Below are 25,471 nucleotides of genomic sequence, written 5' to 3' on the forward strand. Positions count from 1 at the left end.
GTATCCAGCATGCGAGCGGATAGCTACGCCGGGTCGAGCGTCGAACCGTCGCCGAGGATCTCGACGACGAGCTCGCGTAGCCAGTCGATCTCGGGGGACGGCAGGTCGCGCCGGATCGTGTACAGCGATACCACCGATTCCGGTACCTCGAAAGGCAGTTCGTACAGGCCGACCTCACCGAGACGGGCGGAGCGTTCGGCGTAGACGCGCGGGGCGAATCCCAGATAGGTGGTCGAGGCCAACACGCCGGCGATGCCGGTGAAGCTCGGGAGGGTCACCGCGACGTCGCGGTGGATTCCGAGTTCCCGGATGCGCAGATCCACTGCAGTATGTCCGGTTTCGACGGCAACCGACACGTGCCGTTCCGCCTCGAATTCCGCGAGGTTCGGTGTCGGTCCGATGCGTGGATGGTCGGGTCGGCGCACTCCGATGTAGGGCTGCGTGAACAGCGGCGTGCGGTCGAGATCCTGCCCGTTCAGAACCGGTGTGCACACCACCGCGTCGGCGTCCCCGAGCCACAGCGCCTCGCCTGCGTGCGAGAGGGCGAGGGGAACCACGTCGACGCTCGCGAGGGGAGCCCGAACGGACAGGGCAGCCATGATTTTGGGCAGAAGCCCCGTAATGCCCACATCGGACAGCACCAACCGGAAGGTCCGGGTCGTGGCGGCCGGGTCGAACGCCTCGGCGGCGTTCATGACGGCATCGAGACGCTCGAGCACCTCCCGCAGGCGGGGGTAGAGTTCGTCGGCCAGTCGTGTGGGTACGAGTTGCTGGTGGCGGCGGACGAACAACTCGTCGCCGAATCGCTTGCGCAGCTTGCCAAGTGCGTAGCTCACGGTCGGCTGGGCCACGAAGAGGTTCTCGGCGGCGAGCGTGACGCTTCTGGTCTTGTAGACGGATACGAACACCCGCAGCATACTGAGGTCGTAGTTGTTCGCCATTCGGTCGACTATAGATGCATTGAATAATGCGATCGGCAGAATCTATTGGATCTATGTGACCGCTCTAACATAGTGTGCTGATAAGTGGTCGTCCCGACCCTATGAATTCTCTTCTCGTCCTGCTGTAAGGGGACCTCTGCATGCCCACGATTCGCGAAGTGACCTTCGAGCTGCTGCGCCGGCACGGTATGACCACGATCTTCGGCAACCCCGGCTCGAACGAACTTCTGTTTCTCAAGGATTTCCCCGAGGACTTCGAGTACGTCCTCGGTCTCCACGAGGGCGCCGTGGTGGCGATGGCGGACGGTTACGCGCAGGCGAGCGGACAGCCGGTCTTCGTGAACCTGCACGCCGCAGCCGGCACCGGCAACGGCATGGGGGTGCTCACCAACTCGGTGTACTCGCACTCGCCGCTGGTGATCACCGCGGGGCAGCAGGTGCGCGACACCATCGGCCAGGAAGTCATGCTGGCCAACGTCGATGCGGCGAGCCTGACCCGACCGCTCACCAAGTGGAGCGCCGAACCGACCTGCCCCGAGGACGTGCCCCGCACCATCAGCCAGGCCGTCCACATGGCGACCCTGCCCGCCCCCGGCCCGGTCTACGTCTCGGTGCCCTACGACGACTGGGAGCACGAGGCCCCGGCCAACACCTCCTACCTCGCCGAGCGGCGCGTCACCACGACGACCGAACCGTCCGAGGCGATGACGGTCGAACTGCTCGCCGCCCTCGACGGTGCGGTCCGTCCCGCCCTGGTCCTCGGACCGGACGTCGACGCGGAGCGCGCGAACGGCTTCGCGGTGCAGCTCGCGGAATCGCTCGGAGCCGCGGTGTGGATCGCACCGTCGCCGTCGCGGTGCCCCTTCCCCAACACCCATCCGCTGTTCCGGGGGGTGCTGCCCGCCAACGTCATGTCCATCCACGAGGCACTGGCCGACCATGACGTGGTGCTCGTCGCCGGTGCCCCGGTCTTCCGCTACCACCACTACCGTCCGGGTCCCTTCCTGGCGGAGGGCACGCGTGTGCTGCACCTGTCCGAGGACACCGGCGAGGTCGCCCGTGCGCCCTTCGGCGAGGCCTACCTCGCGCCGGTCGGCGCGACGCTGCGCATCCTCGCCGAGCGGGTCCGCAGCCGCGACCTTCCGGCCGAGCCGGCACGGGAGGCGTTCGCACGCGGAGCCGATCGCACCGAGGCCATGCACCCCGACACGGTGTTCGCCACCATCGCCGAGATCGCTCCCCGCGACGTGGTCTACGTCAACGAATCCACCTCCACAGCGGACGCCTTCTGGCGGCACACCCAACTCGTCGAACCGGGTTCGTTCTACTCGCCGGCCTCCGGCGGCCTGGGCTTCGGCCTGCCCGCTGCCGTCGGCGTCCAGCTCGCCCATCCGGAGCGTCGCGTGGTCGCGACCATCGGTGACGGATCCGCCAATTTCGGGATCACCGCACTGTGGACCGCGGCCCGCCGCGACGTGCCGGTGGTGTTCGTCATCCTCAACAACGGTACGTACGGCGCGCTGCGCCGGTTCACCCGCGCTCTGGACACCGGCGACACCCCGGGACTCGACGTGCCCGACATCGACTTCGTCAAGATCGCGGAAGGCTACGGCGTGAAGGGCGAACGGGTCACCGGTGCCGAGGAACTGAAGGCGGCCCTGCACCGAGCTTTCGAAGGCACCTCCCCGGTGCTGATCGAAGCCGTCACGTACTTCGAGTAGGACCCGACACCCGCCGGAAAGACAACCTGAGGAACCACTATGAAGATCACGATCGAGAACCTGCAGCTCCGCTACGGGAAGTTCACGGCCATCGAGAACCTCAACCTCGAGATCGACGAGGGCGAATCGGTTGTGCTCCTCGGGAAGTCGGGCTGCGGCAAGACCAGCACCATGCGGTGCATCGCCGGCCTCGAGGAACCCACCGCCGGTCGCATCACCATCGGCGACACGGTCGTCTTCGACGCGGCGAAGGGCATCAACCTGCCGCCCAACAAGCGCAACGTCGGCATGGTCTTCCAGTCGTACGCGGTCTGGCCGCACATGACCGTCTTCCAGAACGTCGCGTACTCGCTGAAGCTGCAGAAACTCCCTGCGGCGGAGATCAAGTCGCGTGTCGCGGAGGTGCTCGAGCTCGTCGGTCTGTCGGACTTCGCGCAGCGTGGCGCGAGCCTGCTCTCCGGTGGACAGATGCAGCGTGTGGCACTCGCGCGCTCGCTCGTGATGCGCCCCTCGGTGCTCATGCTCGACGAGCCGCTGTCGAACCTCGACGCCCGCCTGCGCGACCGCCTGCGGGTGGAACTGCGGGAGATCCAGCTGAGCCTCGGCCTGACCACGGTCTACGTCACGCACGACCAGCAGGAGGCATTCGCACTCGCCGACCGCATCGCGCTCATGCAGGGCGGACGGATCGTGCAGATCGGCGGCCCCACCGCGATCTACAACGAGCCGGCGAGCGCGTCGATCGCGCACTTCCTCGGTGTGTCCAACATCTTCGACTGCACCGCCACCGTCGGCACCGACGGTTACGTCACGGCCGTTCGCGACGGGGGAGAGGTGATCCGCACCGAGCAACGCGGCCTCGCCGCAGCCGACGACTTCAAGGCGTGCATCCGGTCCGAGGACCTGATGCTGTCGACTGTGTCCGGCGGTGGCACCAACGAGTTCTCGGGTCGCGTCGCCGTCACGAGCTTCCAGGGCTCGAGCGTCCGCTACGCCGTCACCCTCGACAACGGAGGTGAGCTCGACATCTTCGCCCCGACGAAGGGCGCCGAGCGCTTCGAGATCGGCGATCGCGTGTTCGCTTCGGTCTCACCGGAGAACGTCCAGGTCCTGCCGGCCGATGTGGCACGACAGGCACGACTGCAGGAGGTCGCGGCATGACCCAGCTGGCCACACCCCCCGAAACACATCCGGTCGACGACCTCGAGCCGGAGACCCCGGTATCGGCGCCGTTGTGGCGCAGGGGAATCCTCCGCAAGAACGGCGCGGCACTGGTGGTCCTCGCCGTCCTGGCCGTCCTGGTGATCATGCCGATGATCCTGGTGCTCGTCGCCGCGATCGCCACCGAGGTGCCGCGGCCGGGCAACAGCGGTCTCGGTGCCCTCACACTCGACAACCTCAAGGTGCTCACGAGTCCCGACGCCGTCAAGGGTCTGGTGAACTCCCTCATGCTCGGCCTCGGGGCGACGGTCATCGCGCTCGTGATCGGTGCGTCGCTCGCCTTCATCTGTGCTCGCACCGATGCGCCCTGGCGCCGGTTCATCTTCTTCATCGGCATGGCGCCGGTGTTCGTGCCGGCTCTCGTGGGTGCGCTCGCCTGGTCGCTGCTCGCTTCTCCCAGTGCCGGATTCGTCAACATCCTGCTTGCCGACCTGGGCCTGGGCATGACGATCAACATCTACAGCATCCCGGGCCTGATCTTCGTTCTCGGCCTGTTCTACGCGCCGTACGTGTTCATGCTGGTGCACAGTTCGCTGTCGATGATGAACGCCGACCTCGAAGAGGCCGCGACCGTGCACGGCGCCTCCCTGAAGACGATGTTCCGAACGGTGACCCTGCCGCTCGCCATGCCGGCCCTGCTCGGTTCGGGCATCCTCGTCTTCGCGCTGAGCATGGAGAACTTCCCGGTCGCGGCGGTGCTCGGTAACCCCGCGGGGATCGAGACCCTGCCCACCTACATCTTCCGGCTCATGGGTGCGGCCCCGGCCCAGGCGAACGCCGCCGCCGGTATCGCCATCCTGCTCACGCTCGGCCTGGTCTTCGTCACCATGGGCCAGCAGTGGATCGTCAACCGCCGCAAGTTCACGACGATGACCGGCAAGGGTGCCCGTCCCCGTCAGGTGCCGCTGCGCGGCTGGCGTTGGCCGGCAACGATCTTCGCGCTCGTGTACTTCCTGCTCGCGATCGCACTGCCGATGGGCGCGCTCTTCCTCGCCGCCACCCAGGACTCACCGTACCTGTACAGCATGTCCCAGATGTTCCAGGGCGGAATGTCGTTCGACAACATCGTGGAGGTGGCCTCGGCGGCCGACTTCCAGAAGGCGCTCGTGAACTCGGTGGTCGTGGCCGTCGTCGCCGCCTTCGCCGGTACGACGATCAGCTTCTCCGCCTCGTACATCCGCTACCGGACCAAGAGCCGCCTCGGCGCCCTGCTCGAGCAGATCGCCACCGCACCGCTCGCCATCCCGTCGATCGTGCTCGGCATGGGCATCCTCTGGACCTGGCTCAGCCTGCCGATCCCGATCTACGGCACGCTGATCATCCTCGCCGTCGCCTGTGTCGCCGTGGCGTTGCCGCAGGGCTACCGCTCGATCTCGTCGTCGATGCTGCAGCTGCACAGCGACCTCGAGGACAGTGCCGTGATGCTCGGCGCCCGCCGGTCGCGCGCCATCGTCAACGTCACCGTGCCGCTGATGCGCGTCGGTATCGTGTCGACCTTCCTGCTCCTGCTCATGCTGGCGATGCGCGAACTGTCGGCCTCGCTGTTCCTGTTCACCTCCGACACCCGGATCCTGTCGATCCTGGTCTTCGACAACTTCGAGAACGGGCAGACGGCGGTCGCGGCCTCCATCAGCGTGCTGTTCGTCCTGGTGATCGCCGTGCTGGCCGTCCTCGCCCAGCTCGCCGGCAACCGGGAGAAGAAGCAGCTCGCCGAAGCGTCGGACTCCGGAACCAATTCGCTCTGACCGGACTTTTCGAGAAACGAAGGGCCTCACCATGAAAACGCGCAAAGTAGCGCTCACCGCTCTGTCGGTCGTCCTCGCCACGACACTCGCGGCGTGCGGTGGCGGAGATTCCGACGGCGTCACCTCCCAGGCCGAGGTCGACACCTCGGAGGGTCTGGTCATCGACGGCGAGACGATCGCCGACAAGGAGACCTACGAGGTAGCGAAGTCGCAGACGCTGAGTCTGTACTCGAGCTACCAGGAATCCAACGAGCAGGCCTTCATCGAGGCGTTCACCCGCGACACCGGCATCAAGGTCGACCTGATGCGCCTCGTCCCGGCCCGCTTGGCCGAGCGCGTGCTCTCCGAGCAGGGCGCAGGCCGTCTGAACGCCGACGTGATCCGCACCTCCGACTACGACATCGTCGACAGCTTCACCGACGCCGACGTGTGGAATCCGTACATCGTGCCCGGCACCGAGGAACTCGAGGAGGTCGTGATCCAGGACGGCAACTTCTCCCGGGTCACGAACGTGGTGCAGACCTTCGGTTACAACACCCGCGCCATCACCGAGGAGGAGGCACCCACCTCGTGGGCCGACCTGCTCGACGAGAAGTGGCGCGGCAAGATCGGCATCTCGCAGGGTGCGACGGGCGGTTCCAACGTCGCACTCAACTGGTTCGTCGAGGAGAAGCTCGAGGACGGCTACTGGGAGAAGCTCGCGGCGCTGCAGCCGACGATCTACGACGGTGCCGGCCAGAAGCTGACGGCCTTCGCCCGCGGTGAGGTGCCGATCGCGACCACGGGTTCGGCGTCGGTGAACGTCACCGCCACCGAGGACAAGGCGCCCATCGACTTCGTCGTACCCGAGGAAGGCTTCGTGACCTTCGACTACTACCTGGGCAGGACCGCCACCGCCGAGAACGCGGAAGCGGCCGAGGTGTTCATGAACTACAACTTCTCGAAGCGCGGCCAGGAGCTGTTCACCGAGCTGGGCGACTACAGCGTGCGACCCGACGTCGCACCGCCGACCGCGCTCGGCCGTGAACTCCCGCCGCTCGACTCCGACAAGGTCTGGCGTATGCCGCTGACCGAGGTGGAACGTCAGGCCGAGTACTCGCAGCACTGGGCAGAGGCGTTCAACTACTGATCCGCATCACGACGAGAGCGGCCCGAACCGGAGCAATCCGGTTCGGGCCGTTCCGTTTCGGAAGGTCGGGTTCGGGGAGATCAATGCAGCACTTCGCGCGCGGTGCGACGGACCGCATCGGTCAGCGCGTCGAGAACGGGAGAGTCCAGCCGCCACCGCTGCCAGTACAGCGGCACGGCGATCGGGTCGTCCGGGGCCAGGCTCACGAGATCGGTCGTGTCGGCGACCATCGCGTCGGGGAGCATGGCCCAGCCCAACCCCAGCCGCGCGGCCTCGACGAACTCGAGGGCGCCGGGAACGTAGTTACGCGGCGGATTCAGCCGCCGCCGGGTCCGCTTGCGGACGAAGCGATCCTGCATGTCGTCCTTGCGGTCGAAGGTGAGCATCGGGGCCTCCCGCAGTTCGGTGGGGGTCATACCCTCGGGGAACCAGCGTTCGGCGAAGTCCACGCTCGCCATCGCGTGATAGCGCATGGCGCCGAGCTTCTCGGACGTGCAGCCCTGCACGGGTTCGGGGACGGAGGTGACCGCCGCCATGGCGGTGCCGTCGCGCAACAGATCCGTGGAGTGGAACTCGTCTTCGCGGTGCAGTTCGAACAGGGCTCGGTAGCGCACGGGCATCCGGGCCAGGGCGCGCAGCATCCAGGTGGACATCGAGTCGGCGTTGACGACGAGCGGAATCGTGGCGTAACTCCCGGTGTCGGCGCCGAGACCGAGTTCCTCGGAGGCGTCCTGCTCCAGCCGCGCGACCTGCCGGGCAAGTCGCATCACCACTTCGCCGGCCGCGGTCGCGCTGACGGGCCTGGTCCGTCGCAGCAGTACCTGACCGACGTGTTGTTCGAGCGACTTGATGCGTTGGCTCACCGCGGACGGTGTGACGCGAAGAACAGCCGCCGCACCCTCGAAAGTGCCCTCGTCCAATACCGTTGTAAAAGTGCGAAGTTGAGCGAAGTCCAGGTCCACATTAAGAAACTCTAATGCAGGTACAGCACAATCAACTGTTCTTATCTCGGCAGGATTCCTAGCGTCGATGCCATGTCACTCGTCGTTGCCGGATTCGTCACAGGTCTGTCCCTCATCGTCGCCATCGGTGCGCAGAACGCCTTCGTCCTGCGCATGGCGATCGCGCGACGATTCGTGCTGCCTGTGATCGCGATCTGCGTGATCTCCGACGCCGTGCTCATCACCGCGGGCATCGCCGGGATCGCGACGATCCTCGACCACGCTCCCGGCGCGATCGACGTGATCCGTTGGGCGGGTGCCGCTTTCCTCATCTGCTACGGACTCTTCGCGGCACGTCGCGCGCTGAAGCCGTCGGCACTGTCCGCCGCCCCGGGCGGTGCCGTCACCATCGGCGCGGCCCTGCTGACCTGCCTGGCGCTGACCTGGCTCAACCCGCACACCTATCTCGACACCGTGCTCATGCTCGGTTCGGTGGCCAACCATTACGGCAACCCCGGCCGGTGGTGGTTCGGTGCCGGGGCGATCACCGCGAGCGTCGTGTGGTTCGCCGCCCTCGGGTACGGCGCCCGTTATCTGCGTGCCTGGTTCGCCAAGCCGTCCTCGTGGCGCATCCTCGACGGCGGCGTCGCGGTCCTGATGCTCGGCCTCGGTGCCGGGCTCGTCGCCTCGGCCTGATCACCTCACCTGCGTCCCGTGGGGGCGCGGTCGGGCTCGAGATGGCTGAACACCACGACGCCGGGCAGTGCCTCGCCGAGATCGGCCTCGATGCGGTCGAGCAGGTCGTGGCCGGCGCGCACCGTCCAGTCGCCCGGCACCCGCACGACGAGGTAGACGAAGCGCTGCCGTCCCGACTCGCGGGTGCGCGGCGGCAGGATCGTCACCACCCCCGGTTCCCGATAGCGGTCGAGGACGGCGTTCACCGCCGTCACGTCCTCCGGGGGAAGAACCGCGTCGAGCATGCCGACGACCGCCTGCCGCACGAGCCCGAAGCCGATCCGCAGGATGTTCAGGGCGACGAGGATCGCCACGATCGGGTCGAGCACGTCCCACCCGGACAGCGCGACCAGCGCGACGCCGACGAGCACGCCCGCCGACGTCCACACGTCCGTCAGCAGGTGTTTCCCGTCGGCGACCAGCGTGATCGATCGATGTGCGCGGCCTTGCCGGATGAGCAGCAGACCGACCACGAGATTGAGCGCCGACGATCCGGCCGACAGGACGAGACCGAGTCCGACCTCGGTCACCGGCTGCGGGGAGATCAGGCGCTCGACCGAGGTCCACAGGATCACCGTCGCGGCGGCGAAGACCATGGTGCCCTCGACCGCGGCGGAGAGGTACTCGGCCTTCCCGTGCCCGAAATCGTGGTTCGCGTCGGCCGGCTTCGCGGCGAGACGTAGCGCCGCGAGACCGACGACCGCCGCGACGAGGTTGACCCCGGATTCGAGCGCGTCCGACAACAGACCCACCGATCCGGTGATCCACGCCGCCGATGCCTTCAGCAGCATCGTCGCGAGCGCGGTCGCCACCGACAGCAGCATGAACCGCATCAACAGGCGGTGCTGCTGCGCAGAGGGCGCCACCGTTCAGCGCTTGACGAGCGTGAGCTGCATCCCGGTGAGGTCGGTGGCCGTCAGCGCGACGTAGTCGTATTTCGGGGTGGGAACCCACGGCGACAGTCCGAGGGCGTCGATCCGCGCCGCGTCGTCGAAGCTCCGCAGGATCCGGGCGTGTCCGTGCAGCACGACGCTCCACGCGGAGTCCTCGCGGATCTCGTCCACCTCGAAGGCCACCTGAGGGTGCACCGCCAGTTCGGAGAGCTTGCTGCCCTCACCGCTGCGGAAGTACACCGTGCGATCGTCGGTGACGTAGTTGACGGGATAGATCTCCGGTCGCCCGCCGACGACGGTGACGAGGCGGCCCACCTTGCCCGTCGCGAGCAGGTCCCAGCACTGGTCCTCGTCGAGTTGGACGACAGGATCGTCGGTGTTCGGGTTGTCGCTCATCGCGTTCACTCCTCCGGTTCCGCTGCCGTATCCAGCACATCACGAACCGGCTTCCGGCGCAGTGGAACGCTCCGCCGGTTACGGTGAAACCGGCCGTCAGGACCGTGTTCGCCCGATCCGCCGAGAGCAGCCCGAACGAGGAGTGCCGATGTCCGCACAAGCTCCCGCGACCACCTCGAGTTGGCACACCCGCGCCGCGACCGACGTCGCCGAGGCGTTCGAGGTCGATCCGCAACGAGGGTTGAGTGCGGACGAGGTCGAACGACGGCGTGGCGAGTACGGCCCGAACCTGCTCGACGAGGCGAAGAAGGTACCGACCTGGCGGCGCGTGCTCTCGCTGCTGGCCGACAGGATGACCCTCGTTCTGGTCGTGGCGGCGGTGGTCAGCGCCACCGTCTCCCGCGAGTGGGAGACCCCCGTCGTCATCTTCGCGGTGATCGCGCTCAACACCGTGCTGAACTACGTGCAGGAATCCCGGGCCGAGAGCAGCCTCGCCGCGTTGAAGAAGATGTCGGTGTCGACCAGCCGGGTGCTGCGCGACGGCAGGGGGACGGAGGTGCCCCGCGCCGAACTCGTCCCCGGAGACGTGGTGCTCCTCGAGGCCGGCGACACCGTCCCGGCCGACGGCCGACTCGTCACCGCCGTCCGGCTGCAGGTCGCGGAGGCCGCCCTCACCGGTGAATCCCAGCCCGTCGACAAACAGGCCGACGTCGTCGACGATCCCGACGCGCCGCTCGGCGACCGCACCGACATGCTGTTCATGAACACCGAGGTCACACGCGGACGTGCCGCGATGATCGTCACCGGCACGGGCATGCGTACCGAAATGGGTGCCATCGCAACCCTTCTCGGATCGGCCGGTGGCGAACAGACGCCGCTGCAACGGCGCATCGGCCAACTCGCCCAGACCCTGACGATCGTCGCGATCGTGACGGTGGCGCTGGTGTTCGTCCTCGGTCTGCTGCGGGGACAGACCTGGTCGGATCTCCTCGTCACCGCGGTGTCGCTGGCGGTCGCGACGATCCCCGAAGGGCTCACGGCCGTCGTCGCCTTCACCCTCGCGATGGGAGCCTCACGTCTCGCGGCCCGCGGTGCGATCGTCAAACGACTCGCCGCGGTCGAGACGCTCGGCAGCACCACCCACATCTGCACCGACAAGACCGGCACCCTCACCCTCAACGAGATGACGGTGCAGCGACTGCTCGTCGCGGGTCGTGCCTTCCGCGTCACCGGCACCGGGTACGGAACCGACGGCAAGATCCTCGTCGGTGACGGTCTGCCCGCACCGGACTTCACGGACGCACTGCTCGGGATGGGACTGTGCAACGACGCGACCGTGCGCAACGGAGTGCTGGTCGGCGATCCCACCGAGGGTGCCCTCGTGGTGCTCGCCGAGAAGGGCGGCATCGACGTCGAGGGTGCGCGGGCCGCGCTGAACCGCATCTCGGAGGTGCCGTTCGACTCGGACTACAAGTACATGGCCACCTTCCACACCCTGCCGAACGGCGGATACCGCTGTTTCGTGAAGGGCGCGCCGGGTGTGCTCCTCGACCGTGCCACCTCGATCGCCGGCCCCGACGGCCCGATTCCGCTCGACGACGACGGTCGCGCGAGGATCCAGCGGGCCGTGGAGGCGCTCGCGTCGGAAGGTCTGCGAACCCTCATGATCGCCGGTCGCGACCTCGATGCCGTTCCCCGCGGCGACACCGATGCTCTGCAGGAGAAGGTGGCCGACCTGACGATCCACGCGATCGTCGGCATCGTCGACCCGCCGCGGACCGAAGCCGAGGATGCGATCGCCGTCGCCCACGAGGCGGGCATCTCGGTGCACATGATCACCGGCGACCATCTGGTGACGGCTTCCGCGATCGCCGAGGAACTCGGAATTCGCGGGTCGGCTGCCTCCGGTTCAGATCTCGACAAACTCACCGACGACGAACTGCGCCGGAGGGCAAAGGAATTCGGCGTCCTCGCCCGCGTGGCGCCCGAACACAAGATCAGGTTCGTCGAAGCGCTGCAGGCCGACGGGCAGATCGTCGCGATGACGGGCGACGGCGTCAACGACGCTCCCGCGCTCGAACAATCCGACATCGGTGTGGCCATGGGGATCACGGGAACCGACGTCTCCAAGGGCGCCGCGGACATGATCCTCACCGACGACAACTTCGCGACCATCGTCGCCGCCGTGGCCGAGGGACGCGGAATCTACGACAACATCGTCAAATTCGTGAAGTTCCAGCTCACCACGGCGTGGGGCTTCGTCCTCATCTTCCTGACGGCCGGTGTGCTCGGACTCGCGGGTGGCGCGCCCTTCAGCGCACTGCAGATCCTGTGGGTGAACATCATCATGGACGGACCGCCGGCGCTCGCACTCGGTGTCGACCCGACCGCCCCCGACGCGATGAGGCGACGACCGCGGCCCGCGAACGAGGCCCTGCTCGAACGCGCCCGGGTCCAGCGCATCCTCGGCCTCGGCATCGTGATGACGGTAGGCACGATCGCAGTCCTGCACTTCGGACCGGAACTGTTCCCCGACAGCGCATCCGACCCGTTGTTCGCCACCACCCTCGCGTTCACGACGTTCGTCTTCTACCAGGTGTTCAACCTGTTCAACGTGCGCTCGGATCTCGGATCGGTGTTCTCGGCGCAGACGTTCACCAACCACACCATCTGGATCGCGATCGGCGCCGTCGTCGTCCTGCAGATCTGCGTCGTGCAACTCGGCGCCCTGCAGGGATTCATGGACACCACCTCCCTCACCTCCGAGCAGTGGCTGCTCGCGGTCGCAGTCGGCTCGTCCGTGCTGTGGGTGGACGAGATCGGCAAGTTCGTCGCCAGGAGGATCGAGGCGCGCAGGGCCGAGCGGGCGGATACGACCTTCCTCACCTGACGATCGGGAGATGGCGGAACTCACGTCACCGCGGGGAGAAGTGCGAGGCCGGACTGCCCCAGAATGGAGGCTGCCCCGCGTTGCTCCCCCGAGCGCGCCCGCGTCCCGGCCCCACGACCTCCGGCTCCGGGACCCTCGACAGATCGAAGGTTTCCTCACCGATGACCACCACGGCTTCCGGCCGCCCACTCGACGATCCTGCCCATACCGACTCCGGACATCCCGCGCGCACGCTCGTGATGTGGGCGCTCGCCCTCGGCGGGTTCGGGATCGGAACCACCGAGTTCGTCGCCATGGGGTTGCTCCCCGAGATCGCGACGAGCATCGGGGTCTCCGAACCCACCGCGGGCCACGTCGTCTCCGCCTACGCGGCCGGTGTCGTCGTCGGTGCCCCGCTCATCGCGACGATCGCCGCCCGCGTGCCGCGCAAGACACTGCTGGTCGCGCTGATGGTCGCGTTCACCCTCGGCAACGCCGCCACGGTGCTGGCCCCGAACTACGGTCTGCTCGTCGTCTCCCGGTTCGTCGCCGGCCTGCCGCACGGCGCGTACTTCGGGGTCGCCGCGCTGGTCGCGGCGCATCTCGCCGGACCCGGTCGGCGCGCGCGGGCGGTGTCGCTGGTGATGATGGGGTTGTCGGTGGCGAACGTCGTCGGGGTGCCCGCCGCCTCGTGGCTCGGCATGGCGTTGGGCTGGCGCGCGGCGTTCGTGCTGGTCGCCGCGATCGGAGTGGCCACCGTCGTCGCTCTCGCCGCCTGGGTGCCGACACTGTCGATACCGACGACCAGCGTGCGGGTCGAACTCGGGGCGTTGAAGAGCAGCACCGTCTGGCTCACGCTCGCCGTGGCCGTCATCGGCTTCGGTGGTGTGTTCGCGGTGTACACCTACATCAGCACCACGCTGACCGACGTCGCCGGAGTGTCGAGATCGCTCGTGCCGGTCGCGCTGATGCTCTTCGGCGTGGGCATGGTCGTCGGCAATGCCATCGGTGGTCGCGTCGCCGATCGCGGTGTGATCCCCGGCGTCTACGCGTCGATCACCTCGCTCGCGGTGCTGCTCGCGCTGTTCGTCGCCGCGGCCCACAACCCGTGGACCGCCTTCGTGATGGTCTTCGGTCTGGGTGTCGGATGCGCCGCGGTGGGCCCGGCTCTGCAGGTGCGGTTGATGGATGTCGCGGAGGACGCCCAGACGCTCGCGGCGTCGCTGCACCACGCCGCGTTCAACCTGGCGAACGCGTTCGGTGCGTGGATCGGCGGGGTCGTGATCGCGGCCGGATTCGGCTACACCGCTCCCGCCGCGGTCGGTGTGCTGCTGGCGCTCGCCGGTGTCGCCGTGTTCGCGATCTCCGTTCGCCGCCGTGAGAAGGCCGCACCTTCCCGACGTGATTGGATACGGAAGTGACCGATTCCAGCATTCCGACCCCGCCCGATCCCTTCTTCACGGTCGGAGCGCGTCTCGACAACGGACTCGGCCGCACGGGCACGATCCACACCCCGCACGGAGACATCCGCACCCCGGCCTTCGTCCCGGTGGGTACGAAGGCGACCGTCAAGGCGGTGCTGCCCGAGACGATGGCCGAGCTCGGCTCGCAGGCGCTGCTCGCCAACGCCTACCACCTCTACCTGCAGCCCGGCTCCGACATCGTCGACGAGGCCGGCGGGCTCGGGAAGTTCATGAACTGGCCCGGCCCCACCTTCACCGACAGCGGCGGATTCCAGGTCATGTCGCTCGGGGCCGGGTTCAAGAAGGTCATCGCGATGGAGTCCGTCGGCGTCCAGAACGACGACGTCATCGCCAAGGGCAAGGAACGGCTCGCCCACGTCGACGACGACGGTGTGACCTTCAAATCGCACCTCGACGGGTCGCGGCACCGGTTCACCCCCGAGGTGTCGATGCGTATCCAGCACGAGCTCGGTGCCGACATCATGTTCGCCTTCGACGAGCTCACGACCCTCATGAACACCCGCGGCTACCAGGAACGCTCCCTCGAGCGGACCCAGGCGTGGGCGGTGCGGTGCATCGCCGAGCACGAGAAGCTCACCGCCGAACGTGCCCACCGCCCCTACCAGGCGTTGTTCGGGGTCGTGCAGGGCGCGCAATACGAGGACCTGCGACGACAGGCCTGCCGCGGCCTCGAGTCCATCGTCGGTGAGACCGGCCGCGGGTTCGACGGCTACGGCATCGGCGGGGCGCTCGAGAAGCACAATCTCGGCACGATCGTGCGGTGGTGCACCGAGGAGCTGCCCGAGCACAAGCCGCGGCACCTGCTGGGCATCAGCGAACCCGACGACATCTTCGTCGCGGTCGAGCACGGCGTCGACACCTTCGACTGCGTCAATCCGTCGCGGGTCGCGCGCAACGCCGCGATCTACCACCCGGACGGCCGGTTCAACATCAACACCAGCCGTCACCGGCGCGACTTCACGCCGATCGACGAGAACTGCGACTGCTACACCTGCCGGAACTACACGCGCGCGTACATCCACCACCTGTTCAAGGCGAAGGAGATGCTCGCCTCGACGTTGTGCACGATCCACAACGAACGGTTCACGGTGCGCCTCGTCGACGACATCCGGACGAACATGGAGAAGGGCACGCTCGCCGAGTTCAAGGCCGAGACGCTCGGCCGGTTCTACGCGAGCCGGCGCCAGGCCTGAGTCGTCGGGCCTGAGTCGTCAGGCGTGAGTCGTCACGCGTAGGAGGGTTCGCGCTTCTTGACGTACGCGATCACGCGGTACGTCACCGGGAGCACGACGATCTCGACCAGCGTCTTCCACAGGAACCCGACGATCACGAAGTTGACGAAGTCGGCCCAGGTCGTGATGCCGATGGCCCCTGCGGCGATCGAGCAGAAGATGAGGGTGTCGGCGAACTCGCCGACGACGGTCGACCCGATCAGCCGCGCCCACAGGTGCTTCTCCCGGGTGCGTTCCTTGATGCGGACGAGCACGTACGAGTTGAGCAGCTGCCCGACCGCGTACCCGGCGAGCCCGGCGATGAGCATCCGGGGCACCACGCCGAGCACGTTCTCGAAGGACTCCTGACCGGCGTAGAAGTCGGCCGGAGGTAGCTGCTGCGTGATCCAGAAGCACAGCGCGGACAGCGCGACCGCCCCGAAGCCGTAGAAGACGGCGCGGCGGGTGGCCGCGAAGCCGTACACCTCGCTGAGCACGTCGCCGAGGATGTAGGCGAGGGGGAACAGGAAGAACCCGCCGTCGGTGATGATCGGCAGGATCTGCAGCGGACCGGCGGTGAGTTCGGAGCCGGTGAAGAACGCGATGCCCTTCGTCGCGGAGATGTTGGAGATCATCAGTACCGCGGTGAACAGCACGACGATCCCCGTGTACGGGCTGCGGCCCACGCGCGCGAAGGCGGCGTGGTCGAAGAGGGCGGGGGAGGTGTTCGATCCGTGCTCGGTCACCCGGACATCCAAGCATCACCATGGGGCGATCACGAAGTTGCGGACGGTCTGTACGTGCGCGAACACCCCATATGCGACGAACGGGCCCCGTCCTGACGAGGACGGGACCCGGAACGCGCGGGAGATCAGGACTTGCGTACCCGGGTGCCGCCGGCGAACTTGTCGTGGAAGCCCTGTTTGTCGCCGTCCTGCTCGATGGTGACCGCGATACCGATGTATGCGGCGAGCGACAGCAGACCGGCGAGGAAGCCCAGCAGCGGGATGCCGGTGAGGATCTGCAGCGCGACGAAGGCATTGCGCTTGGCGGCCTGCTCGAGGGTGGGGTTGCCACCGGCGGGACCGACGACCGACAGGCCGAGGAGCTTCTTGCCGACGGTCGCGCCCCGAGCGGACTCCATGTACGTCCAGTAGCCGAAGGCGACGACACCGCTGACGACCGTCATGAAGAAGTTCACGAAGCCGCTTCCGCCGCTCGCGAGGAGCATGATCGCGGTCAGGATCCCCATGGGGATGCCGACGATGAGACCGTCGATGATGCGGGCGCCGAGACGCGGGAGCAGCTCCCCCGGGGTGCCGGTGCCGAAGTTCGGATCCGGACCGGGGAATCCCGGGCCTCCGAACCCATTGCCCTGCGGTGCACCGTACTGAGGTGCACCGTACTGGGGAGCGCCGTTCTGCGGTGTTCCGTACTGCGGCGTTCCGTACTGGGGAGCGCCGTACTGAGGGCCACCGTTCTGGGGAGCGCCGTACTGAGGGAACTGCTGGGTGTAGTCGGGCGGGGTGGCACCGTACGAGGGGGCGCCGGGATGACCGCCCGTCGCCCGAGGATCCTGCTGAGGGGGTGGATAGCCACCAGTGGTCACTTATGTCTCCCTTGTCGCGATCGGCATGGCAACGCGCCACGGTACAGCGTGCCGTGGCGCGTCGGTAGATGCCTCCGGATGCGACGGGAGGGTCCCCGCCGGGGTTGTGTCAGGCCGCTACGGGACCACCCGTGGTGACCCGGTAGGCGTACGTGACGGCGATGATCGACACCGGCACGGTGACCAGCAGGCCGATCAGGCACAGCAGGGCACCGAGGAGGTTGATGCCGAGCAGTGCGAGGGCGAGCAGCACCAGCGTTCCCGCATTCGATTTGACGGCATTGAAGCTCGACTTGATCGCGGTGACGGCATCCTGATTGCGATCGATGACGAACTGCATCGTCCACCACGCGAAGAACGCGAACACCAGGCCCGGGAGGATGCACAGCACGAGACCGATCGACGTGCCGATGCCCACGAGCAGACCCGCGACGATGACCGCGCCGATCGGGCCGATCTGGAGGAACGTCCCGAAAGCGGGTCGCTGCCCGTCGGTTTCGGCCAGTGCGCCGCGCACGAAGGCGGCCTGGATCAGGTATCCGACGATCGTCGTGACGATGCTGCCGATGGCGCTCAGGAGGGTGAAGTCCGTCGCCTCACCGGTGAAGTCGAACCCGTTGAAGATGCCGCTGATCAGGCCCTGGATGACGAACGCGGCGAGCATGAAGACGATCCACACGCCGGCGTTGCCGCTGAACTTCGACCAACCGTAGGAGATCGCGTCGCCGACACTCAACTGATTCGGGGGCGGACCACCGAAGCTCCCGGCGCCGTACGCGCCCGGCGGGGGCGGGTAGTCACCACTCGACGGGGGAGGCGGATAGTTCCCCGGCGGCGGGTAGGACCCACCCGGAGGCGGGTAGTTGCCACCCGAGGGCGGGGGATAGTTCCCCGGAGGCGGGTAGTTGCCGGGCGGCGGATAGTTCCCACCCGGCGGGGGAGTGCCACCCCCCGAGGGCGGCGGATAGTTTCCGGGTGGTGGGTAGTTTCCGGGTGGCGGATAACCACCCGGGTTCTTCGGATCCTGATTCGGGTCGTAACCACCGGTGGTCATGGCTGCCTCTCGTCTCCGGGATCGGACACTTCCGAGAGAGTACGGACATCACCTCGGGTCCGCATCCGCTATGTCCGCATCGTGTCCTATCGGATGCCTTCCTCCGACGGCGCGAACACCCACGGATCACGGGGGAGTCTCACGGGATTCCAGCGGTCCAGCAACAGTTCCGGCGACACGGGCTCGCCGGGGTCGGCGAGTCGCAGCGACACGGCGATCGTGCCCAGCACGTCGTCGGCCGTGTGACCGAGCGCGAGCTGATCGGCCAGTGTCACCGCGCCGTCCCGTTTGGCCAGTCGCTTGCCCTCCTTGTTGAGCGCGAGCGGCACATGCGCGTAGACGGGTTCCGACAGTCCGAGAAGGTGTGCGAGATAGGCCTGCCGGGGCGCGGAGGTGAGCAGGTCGTCTCCGCGCACCACCTGATCGATGCCCTGGTCGGCGTCGTCCACCACCACTGCGAGGTTGTACGCGGGGGTTCCGTCGTTGCGGCGCAACACGAGATCGTCGACGATGCCCGTGAAATCTCCGTGCAGCAGGTCGTGGACGGTGAACCACTCCTCGGTCGCCCGCAATCGGATCGCGGGGGCGCGGCCGGAGGCCCGGCGCTCGGCCCGCTGCTCGTCGGTGAGGTTGCGGCAGGTGCCCGGATAGGCGCCCGCAGGGGCGTGGGGTGCGGAGGTGGCCTCGAGGATCTCGCGTCGGGTGCAGTAGCACTCGTAGGTCAGGCCGGCCTGCTCGAGCCGCGCGATCGCCTCGTCGTACAGGCGCCGGCGGCGGGACTGGTGGACCACTCGGCCGTCCCAGTCGAGACCGATGGCCGCGAGATCCGCGAGCTGGCGTTGCTCCGCGCCGGGACGCACCCGGTCGAGATCCTCGACGCGGACCAGGAACCGACGGTTCGTCGACCGCGCGAACAGCCACGCCAGAACGGCGGTGCGCAGATTGCCCAAGTGCAGGTCGCCGGAGGGACTCGGTGCGAAGCGGCCCGCTCCTGCTTCGTCCTCGTCCGGAAGTGACACCCGTGCACTCTATCGAGCGACCCCCAGGAGCACTGCTCGCTGGGCGTGCACGACCTCCCGGATCGCCGCGACCGCGGCCGCGACCTCCGGCCGCCGCAGCGTCTCCGAGCGCGCGACGAGCCAGTAGGCCAGACGCGCCTCGACCTCGCCGGGCAGGACCCGGACGAGATCGGGGTGCCGATCGGCCATGAAGCACGGCAGCAGACCGAGGCCTCCGGCGGCACGGGTCGCCTCGACGTGCACGAACACGTTCGTCGAGCTGATCGAATCCTGCATGTCGGGGGCGATGCGCCGCGCGACGTCGAGATCGTCGACCTGCAGCATCGAATCGATGAAGTACACGAGGGTGTGTTCACGCAGGTCGCGGACCGACGACGGGGAGCCGTGCGTGGCGAGATAGTCGCGCGACGCGTAGAGGCCCAGGTTGTAGTCGGCGAGGCGGTGCGCTTCGGCCCGATGCACCTGCGGGCGTCCCACGACCACCTCGATGTCCATGCCGGATCGTTGCTGCGAGGCGCGACGGGTGGTCGCGACGATCTCGACGGAGATACCCGGATGGCGTTGCCGCACGAGCGCGCCGGCCGGGGCGGCGATGTATGCGCTGAAGCCGTCGGTGGCGGAGATACGCACGACGCCTTCGAGGCGGCGCTCACCCCGGGGGTTCCGCAGAGTCCCGACCGCGGCCTCGATGCGTTCGGCGGCCTCGAGCGCCTCGCGACCGAGGTCGGTCAGTTCCCATCCCGCCGCCGACCGCGCGAGCACGCGACCACCGAGGCTGCGCTCGAGCGAGGCGATCCGCCGGGAGATCGTGGTGTGGTTGACGCCCAGGTCGTCGGCGGCGCTGGTGAACCTGCCGCTGCGCCCGACGGCGAGCAGGACGAGGAGGTCATCGGCCGAGGGCACGCTCATGTGTGCAGTTTTGCAGATCGCATCTGCGAATCGCGTCATTGTGGATGCATATGTGCGTACCGATACTCGGCATATGCGTTTGGAAGTGTTCCCCGTCACACAGCGTCCCGGGAGGGTGCAGGCATGAGCGTCGAACAGGCACGAACGGATGGGCCGGAGAGTTCACCGTCGGCATTGCGCAGGGTAGTCGGTGCGTCCATGGCGGGCACCGTCGTCGAGTGGTACGAGTTCTTCCTCTACGGCACCGCCGCAACCCTCGTCTTCGCCAAGGTCTTCTTCCCCGACGGCGGCAACGAACTCGACGCGATCATCGCGGCGTTCGTCACCTACGCCGTGGGCTTCGTCGCCCGGCCGCTCGGTGGGATCGTCTTCGGCCACTTCGGTGACCGGTTCGGACGCAAGCAACTGCTGCAGACCAGCATCATCATGGTCGGCGTCGCGACCTTCCTGATGGGCTGCCTGCCGACCTTCGGTGCCATCGGGTACTGGGCGCCGGCGCTGCTCGTGACGCTCCGGTTCATCCAGGGCTTCGCGGTCGGCGGCGAGTGGGGCGGCGCGGTACTGCTGGTCGCCGAACACAGCCCCAACCGCTCACGCGGGTTCTGGTCGTCGTGGCCGCAGGCCGGTGTGCCGATGGGCAATCTCCTCGCGACGATCGTCCTGCTCGTCCTCACCACCACGTTGCCCGAATCGGCCTTCCTGTCGTGGGGCTGGCGAGTCGCGTTCTGGCTCTCGGCCGTCATCGTGCTGATCGGCTACTACATCCGCACCAAGGTCACCGACGCCCCGATCTTCCTCGAGGCGCAGCAGGAGGCCGACAAGCTCAAGGAGACGTCGTTCAACGTCTTCGAGGTGCTCAAGCGTTACCCGCGCGGCGTGTTCACGGCCATGGGCCTGCGGTTCGCCGAGAACGTCATGTACTACCTCGTCGTCACCTTCTCGATCACCTATCTGAAGATCGTCGTCGGTGCCGACACCAGCCACATCCTGTGGTGGATGCTCGCCGCGCATGCCGTGCACTTCGTGATCATCCCGATGGTCGGACGACTGTCGGACACGCTGGGACGCCGTCCCGTCTACATGATCGGTGCCGTCACCGCCGGGGCCTGGGGCTTCCTCGCCTTCCCGATGATGGACACCGGCAACAGTGCGTGGATCGTCTCGGCGATCGTCATCGGACTCGTCTTCCACTCGTTCATGTATGCGGGGCAGCCGGCGATCATGGCGGAGATGTTCCCGACCCGCATGCGCTACTCGGGCGTCTCGCTCGGCTACCAGGTCACCTCGATCGTCGCCGGGTCGCTCGCCCCGATCATCGCCGCGAGCCTGCTCAGCCGCTTCGAGTCGTCGGTCCCGATCTCCTTCTATCTGCTCGGCTCGTCGCTGATCACGATCGTCGCGGTGATCGTGGCCCGGGAGACGAAGGGCATCTCGCTGCGCGACATCGACGCCGCGGACGCGGAAACCGTCGCCCAGGAGAAGGCCGCCGAGAACGCCAGGGTCTCGGCATGAGGGCCCGCACCGCACTCGTGACCGGTGGTGCCGGCGGGATCGGGGCGGCCTGTGCCCGCGCTCTCGCTCGGCAGGGAGTCCGCGTGACCGTCGCCGATGTCGACGAGGTCGCCGCGAAGACGCTCGCCCACGAGATCGGGGGAGAGGGGTGGGGGGTCGACCTGCTCGACACCGACGGCCTCGACGGTCTCCGCCTCGACGTCGACATCCTCGTCAACAACGCCGGCATCCAGGTGGTGCGGCCGGTGGAGGACTTCGCCCTCGCCGACTTCCGCCGCATCCAGACGCTCATGGTCGAGGCGCCCTTCCTGCTCGTGAAGGCCGCGCTGCCCGGCATGTACGAGCGGGGCTTCGGCCGGATCGTGAACATCTCGTCGGTCCACGGGCTGCGGGCGTCGGCGTTCAAGGCCGGGTACGTCACCGCCAAGCACGGCCTCGAGGGGTTCTCCAAGGTCGTCGCGCTCGAGGGCGGCCCCCGCGGCGTGACGAGCAACTGCGTCAATCCGGGTTACGTCCGCACCCCGCTGGTGGAGAAGCAGATCTCGGAACAGGCCCGCGCACACGACATCCCGGAGGATCGCGTGCTCTCGGATGTGCTGCTCACCGATCAGGCGGTGACCCGGCTGGTCGAGCCGGAGGAGGTGGCCTCGCTCGTGTCGTGGCTGGCCTCCGACGAGGCCGGGATGGTCACCGGCGCGTCGTACACGATGGACGGCGGCTGGTCGGCCCACTGACAGGACGGTCCGACTGCAATCACCGACCCGCGTCCCGGATTCCGGGGCGCGGGTCAGTGCGCGTCGGCACCGTCGAGGACGAGCTGGACCTGGGCGTGCAGAGCGTGGGTCAGATACTCGCGCGGATAGAGTTCGGGGCTGGCCGCCGCGTCGAGCGCAAGCCCGTTCGCGGCCGAGAGCAGCAGGGCGGCCCGGGTCTCCGGGTCGGGTGTACCGGCGCGGATCAATACGCGCGCTATGCCCGTGCGGATCGTGAACAGGGTGGCGGTGCGGATGGCGCTCAGCGCGGGGGAGGTGACCGCCCGCACGGCGAACGCCGACATCACGTGCACCTCGCTGCCACGTTCCTCGTCGAGGGGAAGCAGCTGGCTGAGTGCGGAGAACAGGGTGCGCGCCGGATCGATGTCGGGATCGACGTTCGTCAGCCGGTTCAGCACCCGGTCCGAGAGGGTACGGAACGAGTACGCGAGCATCTCGTCCTTGGTCGGGAAATGGTGCTGCACCGCCCCGATCGAGACCCCTGCCTCGTTGGCCACCTCCCGCACGCTCGCCGCGTCGAGACCGTTGCGTGCGGCCACGTCGAGCAGGGCCGCAGCGAGCCTGGTGGGGCTGGTGGTGACGTAGGGGCGCGTGCGCATGGGGAGCACCGTAGCCGAGCTCTCCACCGTACGAACGTACGGGGAGGTGGGAATCACACCCCGCCGGTGAGCTCGTGATCGGAGAGGAAACGGACCGCCACCGTCAGCGCGGCTGCGAACGCCGCTGCGATCCACAGGGCGTGCAAACCCAGTACCCGGTGGGCGAGCGCGCCGAGAACGGCACCCGTCACCAAGCCGCCCCACAGGCCCAGATAGGGCAGCCAGCTCCAGCGCGGACCGCCGAAGAAGGCCGCCGCGATCCGCTGCCCGATCTTGACCAGCGCACCCGTCATGTAGGTGAGGGCGACGGTCGTCTCCCCGTGCCGCCGGAACACCGAGTTCTCCGTTCCCATGGCCAAGGTCATCGCGATCACCGCGACCGGTGTCCGGTCCACGAGGACCGCCGCGGCGGCGATCGTCAGCAACACCGTCACCGTCGCGAGGACCGCGGTCTTGCGGGTCCGCCGGTCTCGGTCGGTCAGTTCCGCCACCACACTGCCGAGGATCACCCCGACCACGAACAGCGCGAGCACGCCGCCGATGAGCGCGACCGTCTGCCACGCACCGTCGGCCGTCCCGACCGCGAAGCGCGTGGAGTTGCCGCTCATGAACGACACGAAGACGCCGCCCAGGGTGATGAAACCGAGGGCATCGATGAACCCCGCGAGAGAGGACAGCGCGATCGCGAGTCCCTGCAACTGCCTGCCGTAACCGACCACCAGACGATAGTAGGAACCGTTCCTGCCGGACGCCGACGATGTCGGCTCCCGGATACTTACGCGGTGTAACGACCGGGCGTGGTGGGCGCGATGAACAAGGGGAGCCGTCCGGCGCCGTCGTTCTCAGGAGTTCCCTCGATGTCCTTGCCCCGCTTGTCGTCCCGGCTGTCCGTGCTCGTCGTCGCGACGGTCGCGGGTCTGACCCTCACCGGTTGCGATTCGACCACCGAGGACACCTCCGTCGCTCCGGCGGCGACCTCCGAACGGTCCCCGGCACCGAGCTCCGATACCCCCACGACGACACCGTCCCCCACCACGACGCGTCCCACTTCGGCGACCGCGCCGGGTCCCGCTGCGTCCAACCCGGCAGCGTCGGCGGATTCGTCGGAGGCCCTGGCCCGGCTGGCGACCCTGCCCGTCAAGGGGCGCGCGCCCAAGACCGGGTACAGCCGCGACCTGTTCGGCCAGGCGTGGAGTGACGACGTGTCGGTGGAGTTCGGGGGCAACGGCTGCGACACCCGCAACGACATCCTGCGACGCGACCTGGTCGACATCGTCTACCGGCCCGGTACCCGCGATTGTGTCGTGGCGTCGGGAACGTTGAACGATGTGTACACCGGCACGACGATCGCGTTCACCCGCGGACAGGACACCTCGACCGCGGTGCAGATCGACCACGTCGTCGCGTTGTCGGACGCGTGGCAGAAGGGTGCACAGCAGCTCGACGCGGGCACCCGGGCCGATTTCGCGAACGACCCGCGCAACCTCCAGGCCGTGGACGGGCCGACCAATCAGCAGAAGAGCGACGGCGACGCCGCGACCTGGCTGCCTCCGAACCGCGCGTACCGCTGCACGTACGTCGCGCGGCAGATCGAGGTCAAGGCGATCTACGGCCTGTGGGTGACGCAGGCCGAGCACGACGCGATGGCGCGCGTCCTCACCGAATGCGGAGGTGGGTCTCCCGCAGCTGCACCCGCTCCCGCACCCACCACGACGACGCGACCGGCGCCCGCACCTGCGCCCGCACCCGCACCCGCGCCGGCTCCGGCACCTGCGCCCACCCCCGCGGAACCGGCCCCTGCTTCGGCGGACGTGTATTACGAGAACTGCGCGGCGGCCCGGGCCGCGGGAGCTGCGCCGCTGTATGTGGGAGAGCCCGGCTACCGGCCGAAGATGGACGGTGACGGGGACGGCGTCGCCTGCGAGTAGCGCGCCGCAGCGTCTGCGAGTAGCGCACCGCAGCGTCTGCGAGTAGCGCACCGCAGCGTCTGCGAGTAGCGCACTGCCGCGATCTTCCGGTCAGCTGAAGCGGTCGGTGAGATTGCGGCGCATGCGGTGCAGCTCGCGAAGCTGGGCGCCCAGCCGCTCGACCTCGGCGTCGAACCGGCGCGCCCGGTCCACGGCCCCCACCCGGTGTTCGGCGAGGGCCTTCTGTTCGGTCTTCTCGATGGCTGCGGACACCTCGTCGATCTCCCGGTCCAGCATCTCCACCCAGACCGAAGCCTGCTCGTGATCGGCGTCGCCGGCGAGCGGGAAATTGTCGTCCGCGGTCACGAGACGCATCGTGCCCGAGATCGGCCCGGTACGCGAACAGGGGAACCGGAAAAGCAGAAACCCCGTGGGACGCTGTGCGCCCCACGGGGTTCCGTGGCGGAGGATAGGGGATTTGAACCCCTGAGGGCGTTAACCCAACCCGCGTTCCAGGCGAGCGCCATAGGCCACTAGGCGAATCCTCCGTGGGGAAGCATACCGAATGGAGACCCCAACTTGCCAAACGAGCACGTCGCACCCTGATTCCGGGGGTGCTGCGGGGGTGGTTCGCCGCCGGGGCGCTCGTTCCTCTACACTTGCCGATGGATCCCGCGCGGCGCGCATCCTGTGAACTCCCCCAGGGCCGGAAGGCAGCAAGGGTCAACGGGCTCTGCCGGGTGCGCGGGGTCCTCTTAATTTCCGCCGATGCCCGTGTCGCCGTGCACGGTGAAAGGTCCCTC

Annotated in this window: 23 protein-coding genes, 1 tRNA gene and 1 other RNA gene; 12 read left to right on the top strand and 13 right to left on the bottom strand. The window is 67.9% G+C overall.

What is annotated here, in order from left to right:
* Positions 1 to 23: 23 nt before the first annotated feature.
* Entirely contained in the window at positions 24 to 941 is a 918-nt protein-coding gene (locus C6Y44_RS01560) for a LysR family transcriptional regulator (RefSeq protein ID WP_120281139.1), read from the bottom strand.
* A gap of 140 nt (positions 942 to 1,081) precedes the next feature.
* Here C6Y44_RS01560 and mdlC point away from each other — a divergent pair, with 140 nt between their 5' ends.
* From mdlC to C6Y44_RS01580, 4 genes are read left to right on the top strand one after another with little or no spacing between them, the layout of a single operon-like run.
* On the top strand, positions 1,082 to 2,662 hold the full coding sequence (mdlC, locus tag C6Y44_RS01565; RefSeq protein ID WP_159416939.1) for a benzoylformate decarboxylase: 1,581 nt from the start codon (positions 1,082 to 1,084) through the stop codon (positions 2,660 to 2,662).
* 39 nt (positions 2,663 to 2,701) lie between these two features.
* Positions 2,702 to 3,823 carry an ABC transporter ATP-binding protein gene (locus tag C6Y44_RS01570; protein ID WP_016690987.1) on the top strand — a complete coding sequence of 374 codons (1,122 nt, stop codon included), beginning with the start codon at positions 2,702 to 2,704 and terminating at the stop codon, positions 3,821 to 3,823.
* Positions 3,820 to 5,628 carry an ABC transporter permease gene (locus tag C6Y44_RS01575; protein ID WP_016690988.1) on the top strand — a complete coding sequence of 603 codons (1,809 nt, stop codon included), beginning with the start codon at positions 3,820 to 3,822 and terminating at the stop codon, positions 5,626 to 5,628. Before C6Y44_RS01570 ends, C6Y44_RS01575 begins: the two co-directional genes overlap by 4 nt.
* 31 nt (positions 5,629 to 5,659) lie before the next feature.
* On the top strand, positions 5,660 to 6,757 hold the full coding sequence (locus C6Y44_RS01580) for an ABC transporter substrate-binding protein (RefSeq protein WP_159416938.1): 1,098 nt from the start codon (positions 5,660 to 5,662) through the stop codon (positions 6,755 to 6,757).
* Between the two features lie 80 nt (positions 6,758 to 6,837).
* Here C6Y44_RS01580 and C6Y44_RS01585 read toward each other — a convergent pair whose 3' ends face one another.
* Positions 6,838 to 7,719 (bottom strand): LysR family transcriptional regulator ArgP, encoded by an 882-nt coding sequence (locus C6Y44_RS01585; RefSeq protein WP_159416937.1) that lies wholly within the window; start codon positions 7,717 to 7,719, stop codon positions 6,838 to 6,840.
* Positions 7,720 to 7,791: 72 nt separating this feature from the next.
* Here C6Y44_RS01585 and C6Y44_RS01590 point away from each other — a divergent pair, with 72 nt between their 5' ends.
* Positions 7,792 to 8,394 (top strand): LysE/ArgO family amino acid transporter, encoded by a 603-nt coding sequence (locus C6Y44_RS01590; RefSeq protein WP_145691022.1) that lies wholly within the window; start codon positions 7,792 to 7,794, stop codon positions 8,392 to 8,394.
* A 5-nt stretch (positions 8,395 to 8,399) separates the two neighbouring features.
* On the opposite strand, the gene C6Y44_RS01595 is transcribed toward C6Y44_RS01590, so the two are convergent.
* Both C6Y44_RS01595 and C6Y44_RS01600 read right to left on the bottom strand, forming a co-directional pair.
* Positions 8,400 to 9,266, bottom strand: coding sequence for a cation diffusion facilitator family transporter (locus C6Y44_RS01595; protein WP_174247093.1), 867 nt, complete (start codon positions 9,264 to 9,266; stop codon positions 8,400 to 8,402).
* A gap of 36 nt (positions 9,267 to 9,302) precedes the next feature.
* The gene (locus C6Y44_RS01600; RefSeq protein ID WP_145691020.1) at positions 9,303 to 9,722 is read right to left on the bottom strand and encodes a pyridoxamine 5'-phosphate oxidase family protein; all 420 of its coding nucleotides are present in this window, start codon (positions 9,720 to 9,722) and stop codon (positions 9,303 to 9,305) included.
* Between the two features lie 148 nt (positions 9,723 to 9,870).
* Between C6Y44_RS01600 and C6Y44_RS01605 the strand changes: the two genes are divergently transcribed.
* From C6Y44_RS01605 to tgt, 3 genes are all read left to right on the top strand, one after another.
* Entirely contained in the window at positions 9,871 to 12,612 is a 2,742-nt protein-coding gene (locus tag C6Y44_RS01605) for a calcium-translocating P-type ATPase, PMCA-type (RefSeq protein ID WP_159416936.1), read from the top strand.
* 161 nt (positions 12,613 to 12,773) lie between these two features.
* Positions 12,774 to 14,012, top strand: a complete 1,239-nt coding sequence (locus C6Y44_RS01610; RefSeq protein ID WP_159416935.1) for an MFS transporter — start codon at positions 12,774 to 12,776, stop codon at positions 14,010 to 14,012.
* The gene (gene tgt / locus C6Y44_RS01615) at positions 14,009 to 15,268 is read left to right on the top strand and encodes a tRNA guanosine(34) transglycosylase Tgt (RefSeq protein WP_174246950.1); all 1,260 of its coding nucleotides are present in this window, start codon (positions 14,009 to 14,011) and stop codon (positions 15,266 to 15,268) included. Before C6Y44_RS01610 ends, tgt begins: the two co-directional genes overlap by 4 nt.
* A gap of 32 nt (positions 15,269 to 15,300) precedes the next feature.
* Here the strand turns inward: tgt and C6Y44_RS01620 are convergent, their stop codons facing one another.
* The 5 genes from C6Y44_RS01620 to C6Y44_RS01640 form a co-directional block, all read right to left on the bottom strand.
* Entirely contained in the window at positions 15,301 to 16,032 is a 732-nt protein-coding gene (locus tag C6Y44_RS01620) for a queuosine precursor transporter (RefSeq protein WP_120281144.1), read from the bottom strand.
* 125 nt (positions 16,033 to 16,157) lie between these two features.
* On the bottom strand, positions 16,158 to 16,895 hold the full coding sequence (locus C6Y44_RS01625; protein ID WP_120281145.1) for an RDD family protein: 738 nt from the start codon (positions 16,893 to 16,895) through the stop codon (positions 16,158 to 16,160).
* Positions 16,896 to 17,004: 109 nt separating this feature from the next.
* Complete coding sequence (locus C6Y44_RS01630; RefSeq protein WP_120281146.1) at positions 17,005 to 17,949, bottom strand: DUF2189 domain-containing protein; 945 nt, start codon at positions 17,947 to 17,949, stop codon at positions 17,005 to 17,007.
* A gap of 86 nt (positions 17,950 to 18,035) precedes the next feature.
* Complete coding sequence (gluQRS, locus tag C6Y44_RS01635; RefSeq protein WP_159416934.1) at positions 18,036 to 18,968, bottom strand: tRNA glutamyl-Q(34) synthetase GluQRS; 933 nt, start codon at positions 18,966 to 18,968, stop codon at positions 18,036 to 18,038.
* A 9-nt stretch (positions 18,969 to 18,977) separates the two neighbouring features.
* The gene (locus tag C6Y44_RS01640) at positions 18,978 to 19,877 is read right to left on the bottom strand and encodes a LysR family transcriptional regulator (protein ID WP_120281148.1); all 900 of its coding nucleotides are present in this window, start codon (positions 19,875 to 19,877) and stop codon (positions 18,978 to 18,980) included.
* Between the two features lie 123 nt (positions 19,878 to 20,000).
* On the opposite strand from C6Y44_RS01640, the gene C6Y44_RS01645 reads away from it, so the two are divergent.
* Complete coding sequence (locus C6Y44_RS01645) at positions 20,001 to 21,389, top strand: MFS transporter (protein ID WP_120281149.1); 1,389 nt, start codon at positions 20,001 to 20,003, stop codon at positions 21,387 to 21,389.
* Positions 21,386 to 22,123, top strand: a complete 738-nt coding sequence (locus C6Y44_RS01650; protein WP_120281150.1) for a 3-hydroxybutyrate dehydrogenase — start codon at positions 21,386 to 21,388, stop codon at positions 22,121 to 22,123. Before C6Y44_RS01645 ends, C6Y44_RS01650 begins: the two co-directional genes overlap by 4 nt.
* Before the next feature lie 53 nt (positions 22,124 to 22,176).
* On the opposite strand, the gene C6Y44_RS01655 is transcribed toward C6Y44_RS01650, so the two are convergent.
* Positions 22,177 to 22,761, bottom strand: coding sequence for a TetR/AcrR family transcriptional regulator (locus tag C6Y44_RS01655; protein WP_088899132.1), 585 nt, complete (start codon positions 22,759 to 22,761; stop codon positions 22,177 to 22,179).
* A gap of 53 nt (positions 22,762 to 22,814) precedes the next feature.
* Positions 22,815 to 23,480: a YoaK family protein gene (locus C6Y44_RS01660; RefSeq protein WP_159416933.1), complete on the bottom strand. Its 666-nt coding sequence runs from the start codon at positions 23,478 to 23,480 to the stop codon at positions 22,815 to 22,817.
* A 138-nt stretch (positions 23,481 to 23,618) separates the two neighbouring features.
* On the opposite strand from C6Y44_RS01660, the gene C6Y44_RS01665 reads away from it, so the two are divergent.
* Positions 23,619 to 24,689, top strand: coding sequence for a GmrSD restriction endonuclease domain-containing protein (locus tag C6Y44_RS01665; RefSeq protein WP_159416932.1), 1,071 nt, complete (start codon positions 23,619 to 23,621; stop codon positions 24,687 to 24,689).
* Positions 24,690 to 24,779: 90 nt separating this feature from the next.
* Here the strand turns inward: C6Y44_RS01665 and C6Y44_RS01670 are convergent, their stop codons facing one another.
* Both C6Y44_RS01670 and C6Y44_RS01675 read right to left on the bottom strand, forming a co-directional pair.
* The gene (locus C6Y44_RS01670; RefSeq protein ID WP_016691009.1) at positions 24,780 to 25,043 is read right to left on the bottom strand and encodes a hypothetical protein; all 264 of its coding nucleotides are present in this window, start codon (positions 25,041 to 25,043) and stop codon (positions 24,780 to 24,782) included.
* 85 nt (positions 25,044 to 25,128) lie between these two features.
* Positions 25,129 to 25,216: transfer RNA gene (locus C6Y44_RS01675), tRNA-Ser, on the bottom strand.
* Between the two features lie 116 nt (positions 25,217 to 25,332).
* Between C6Y44_RS01675 and ffs the strand changes: the two genes are divergently transcribed.
* Positions 25,333 to 25,427: signal recognition particle sRNA small type (gene ffs, locus C6Y44_RS01680), an RNA gene on the top strand.
* The last annotated feature ends 44 nt before the right edge of the window (positions 25,428 to 25,471 follow it).

Origin of the sequence: Rhodococcus rhodochrous, assembly GCF_014854695.1 — a bacterium.
Lineage (GTDB): Bacteria > Actinomycetota > Actinomycetes > Mycobacteriales > Mycobacteriaceae > Rhodococcus.

Bases quoted from the DNA above. Each gene is read 5' to 3' on its own strand.
- C6Y44_RS01560 (WP_120281139.1), bottom strand. From the start codon at position 941: ATGGCGAACAACTACGACCTCAGTATGCTGCGGGTGTTCGTATCCGTC.
- mdlC (WP_159416939.1), top strand. From the start codon at position 1,082: ATGCCCACGATTCGCGAAGTGACCTTCGAGCTGCTGCGCCGGCACGGT.
- C6Y44_RS01570 (WP_016690987.1), top strand. From the start codon at position 2,702: ATGAAGATCACGATCGAGAACCTGCAGCTCCGCTACGGGAAGTTCACG.
- C6Y44_RS01575 (WP_016690988.1), top strand. From the start codon at position 3,820: ATGACCCAGCTGGCCACACCCCCCGAAACACATCCGGTCGACGACCTC.
- C6Y44_RS01580 (WP_159416938.1), top strand. From the start codon at position 5,660: ATGAAAACGCGCAAAGTAGCGCTCACCGCTCTGTCGGTCGTCCTCGCC.
- C6Y44_RS01590 (WP_145691022.1), top strand. From the start codon at position 7,792: ATGTCACTCGTCGTTGCCGGATTCGTCACAGGTCTGTCCCTCATCGTC.
- C6Y44_RS01595 (WP_174247093.1), bottom strand. From the start codon at position 9,266: ATGCGGTTCATGCTGCTGTCGGTGGCGACCGCGCTCGCGACGATGCTG.
- C6Y44_RS01600 (WP_145691020.1), bottom strand. From the start codon at position 9,722: ATGAGCGACAACCCGAACACCGACGATCCTGTCGTCCAACTCGACGAG.
- C6Y44_RS01605 (WP_159416936.1), top strand. From the start codon at position 9,871: ATGTCCGCACAAGCTCCCGCGACCACCTCGAGTTGGCACACCCGCGCC.
- C6Y44_RS01610 (WP_159416935.1), top strand. From the start codon at position 12,774: ATGACCACCACGGCTTCCGGCCGCCCACTCGACGATCCTGCCCATACC.
- C6Y44_RS01630 (WP_120281146.1), bottom strand. From the start codon at position 17,949: ATGACCACCGGTGGTTACGACCCGAATCAGGATCCGAAGAACCCGGGT.
- C6Y44_RS01640 (WP_120281148.1), bottom strand. From the start codon at position 19,877: ATGAGCGTGCCCTCGGCCGATGACCTCCTCGTCCTGCTCGCCGTCGGG.
- C6Y44_RS01645 (WP_120281149.1), top strand. From the start codon at position 20,001: ATGAGCGTCGAACAGGCACGAACGGATGGGCCGGAGAGTTCACCGTCG.
- C6Y44_RS01650 (WP_120281150.1), top strand. From the start codon at position 21,386: ATGAGGGCCCGCACCGCACTCGTGACCGGTGGTGCCGGCGGGATCGGG.
- C6Y44_RS01655 (WP_088899132.1), bottom strand. From the start codon at position 22,761: ATGCGCACGCGCCCCTACGTCACCACCAGCCCCACCAGGCTCGCTGCG.
- C6Y44_RS01665 (WP_159416932.1), top strand. From the start codon at position 23,619: ATGTCCTTGCCCCGCTTGTCGTCCCGGCTGTCCGTGCTCGTCGTCGCG.
- C6Y44_RS01670 (WP_016691009.1), bottom strand. From the start codon at position 25,043: ATGCGTCTCGTGACCGCGGACGACAATTTCCCGCTCGCCGGCGACGCC.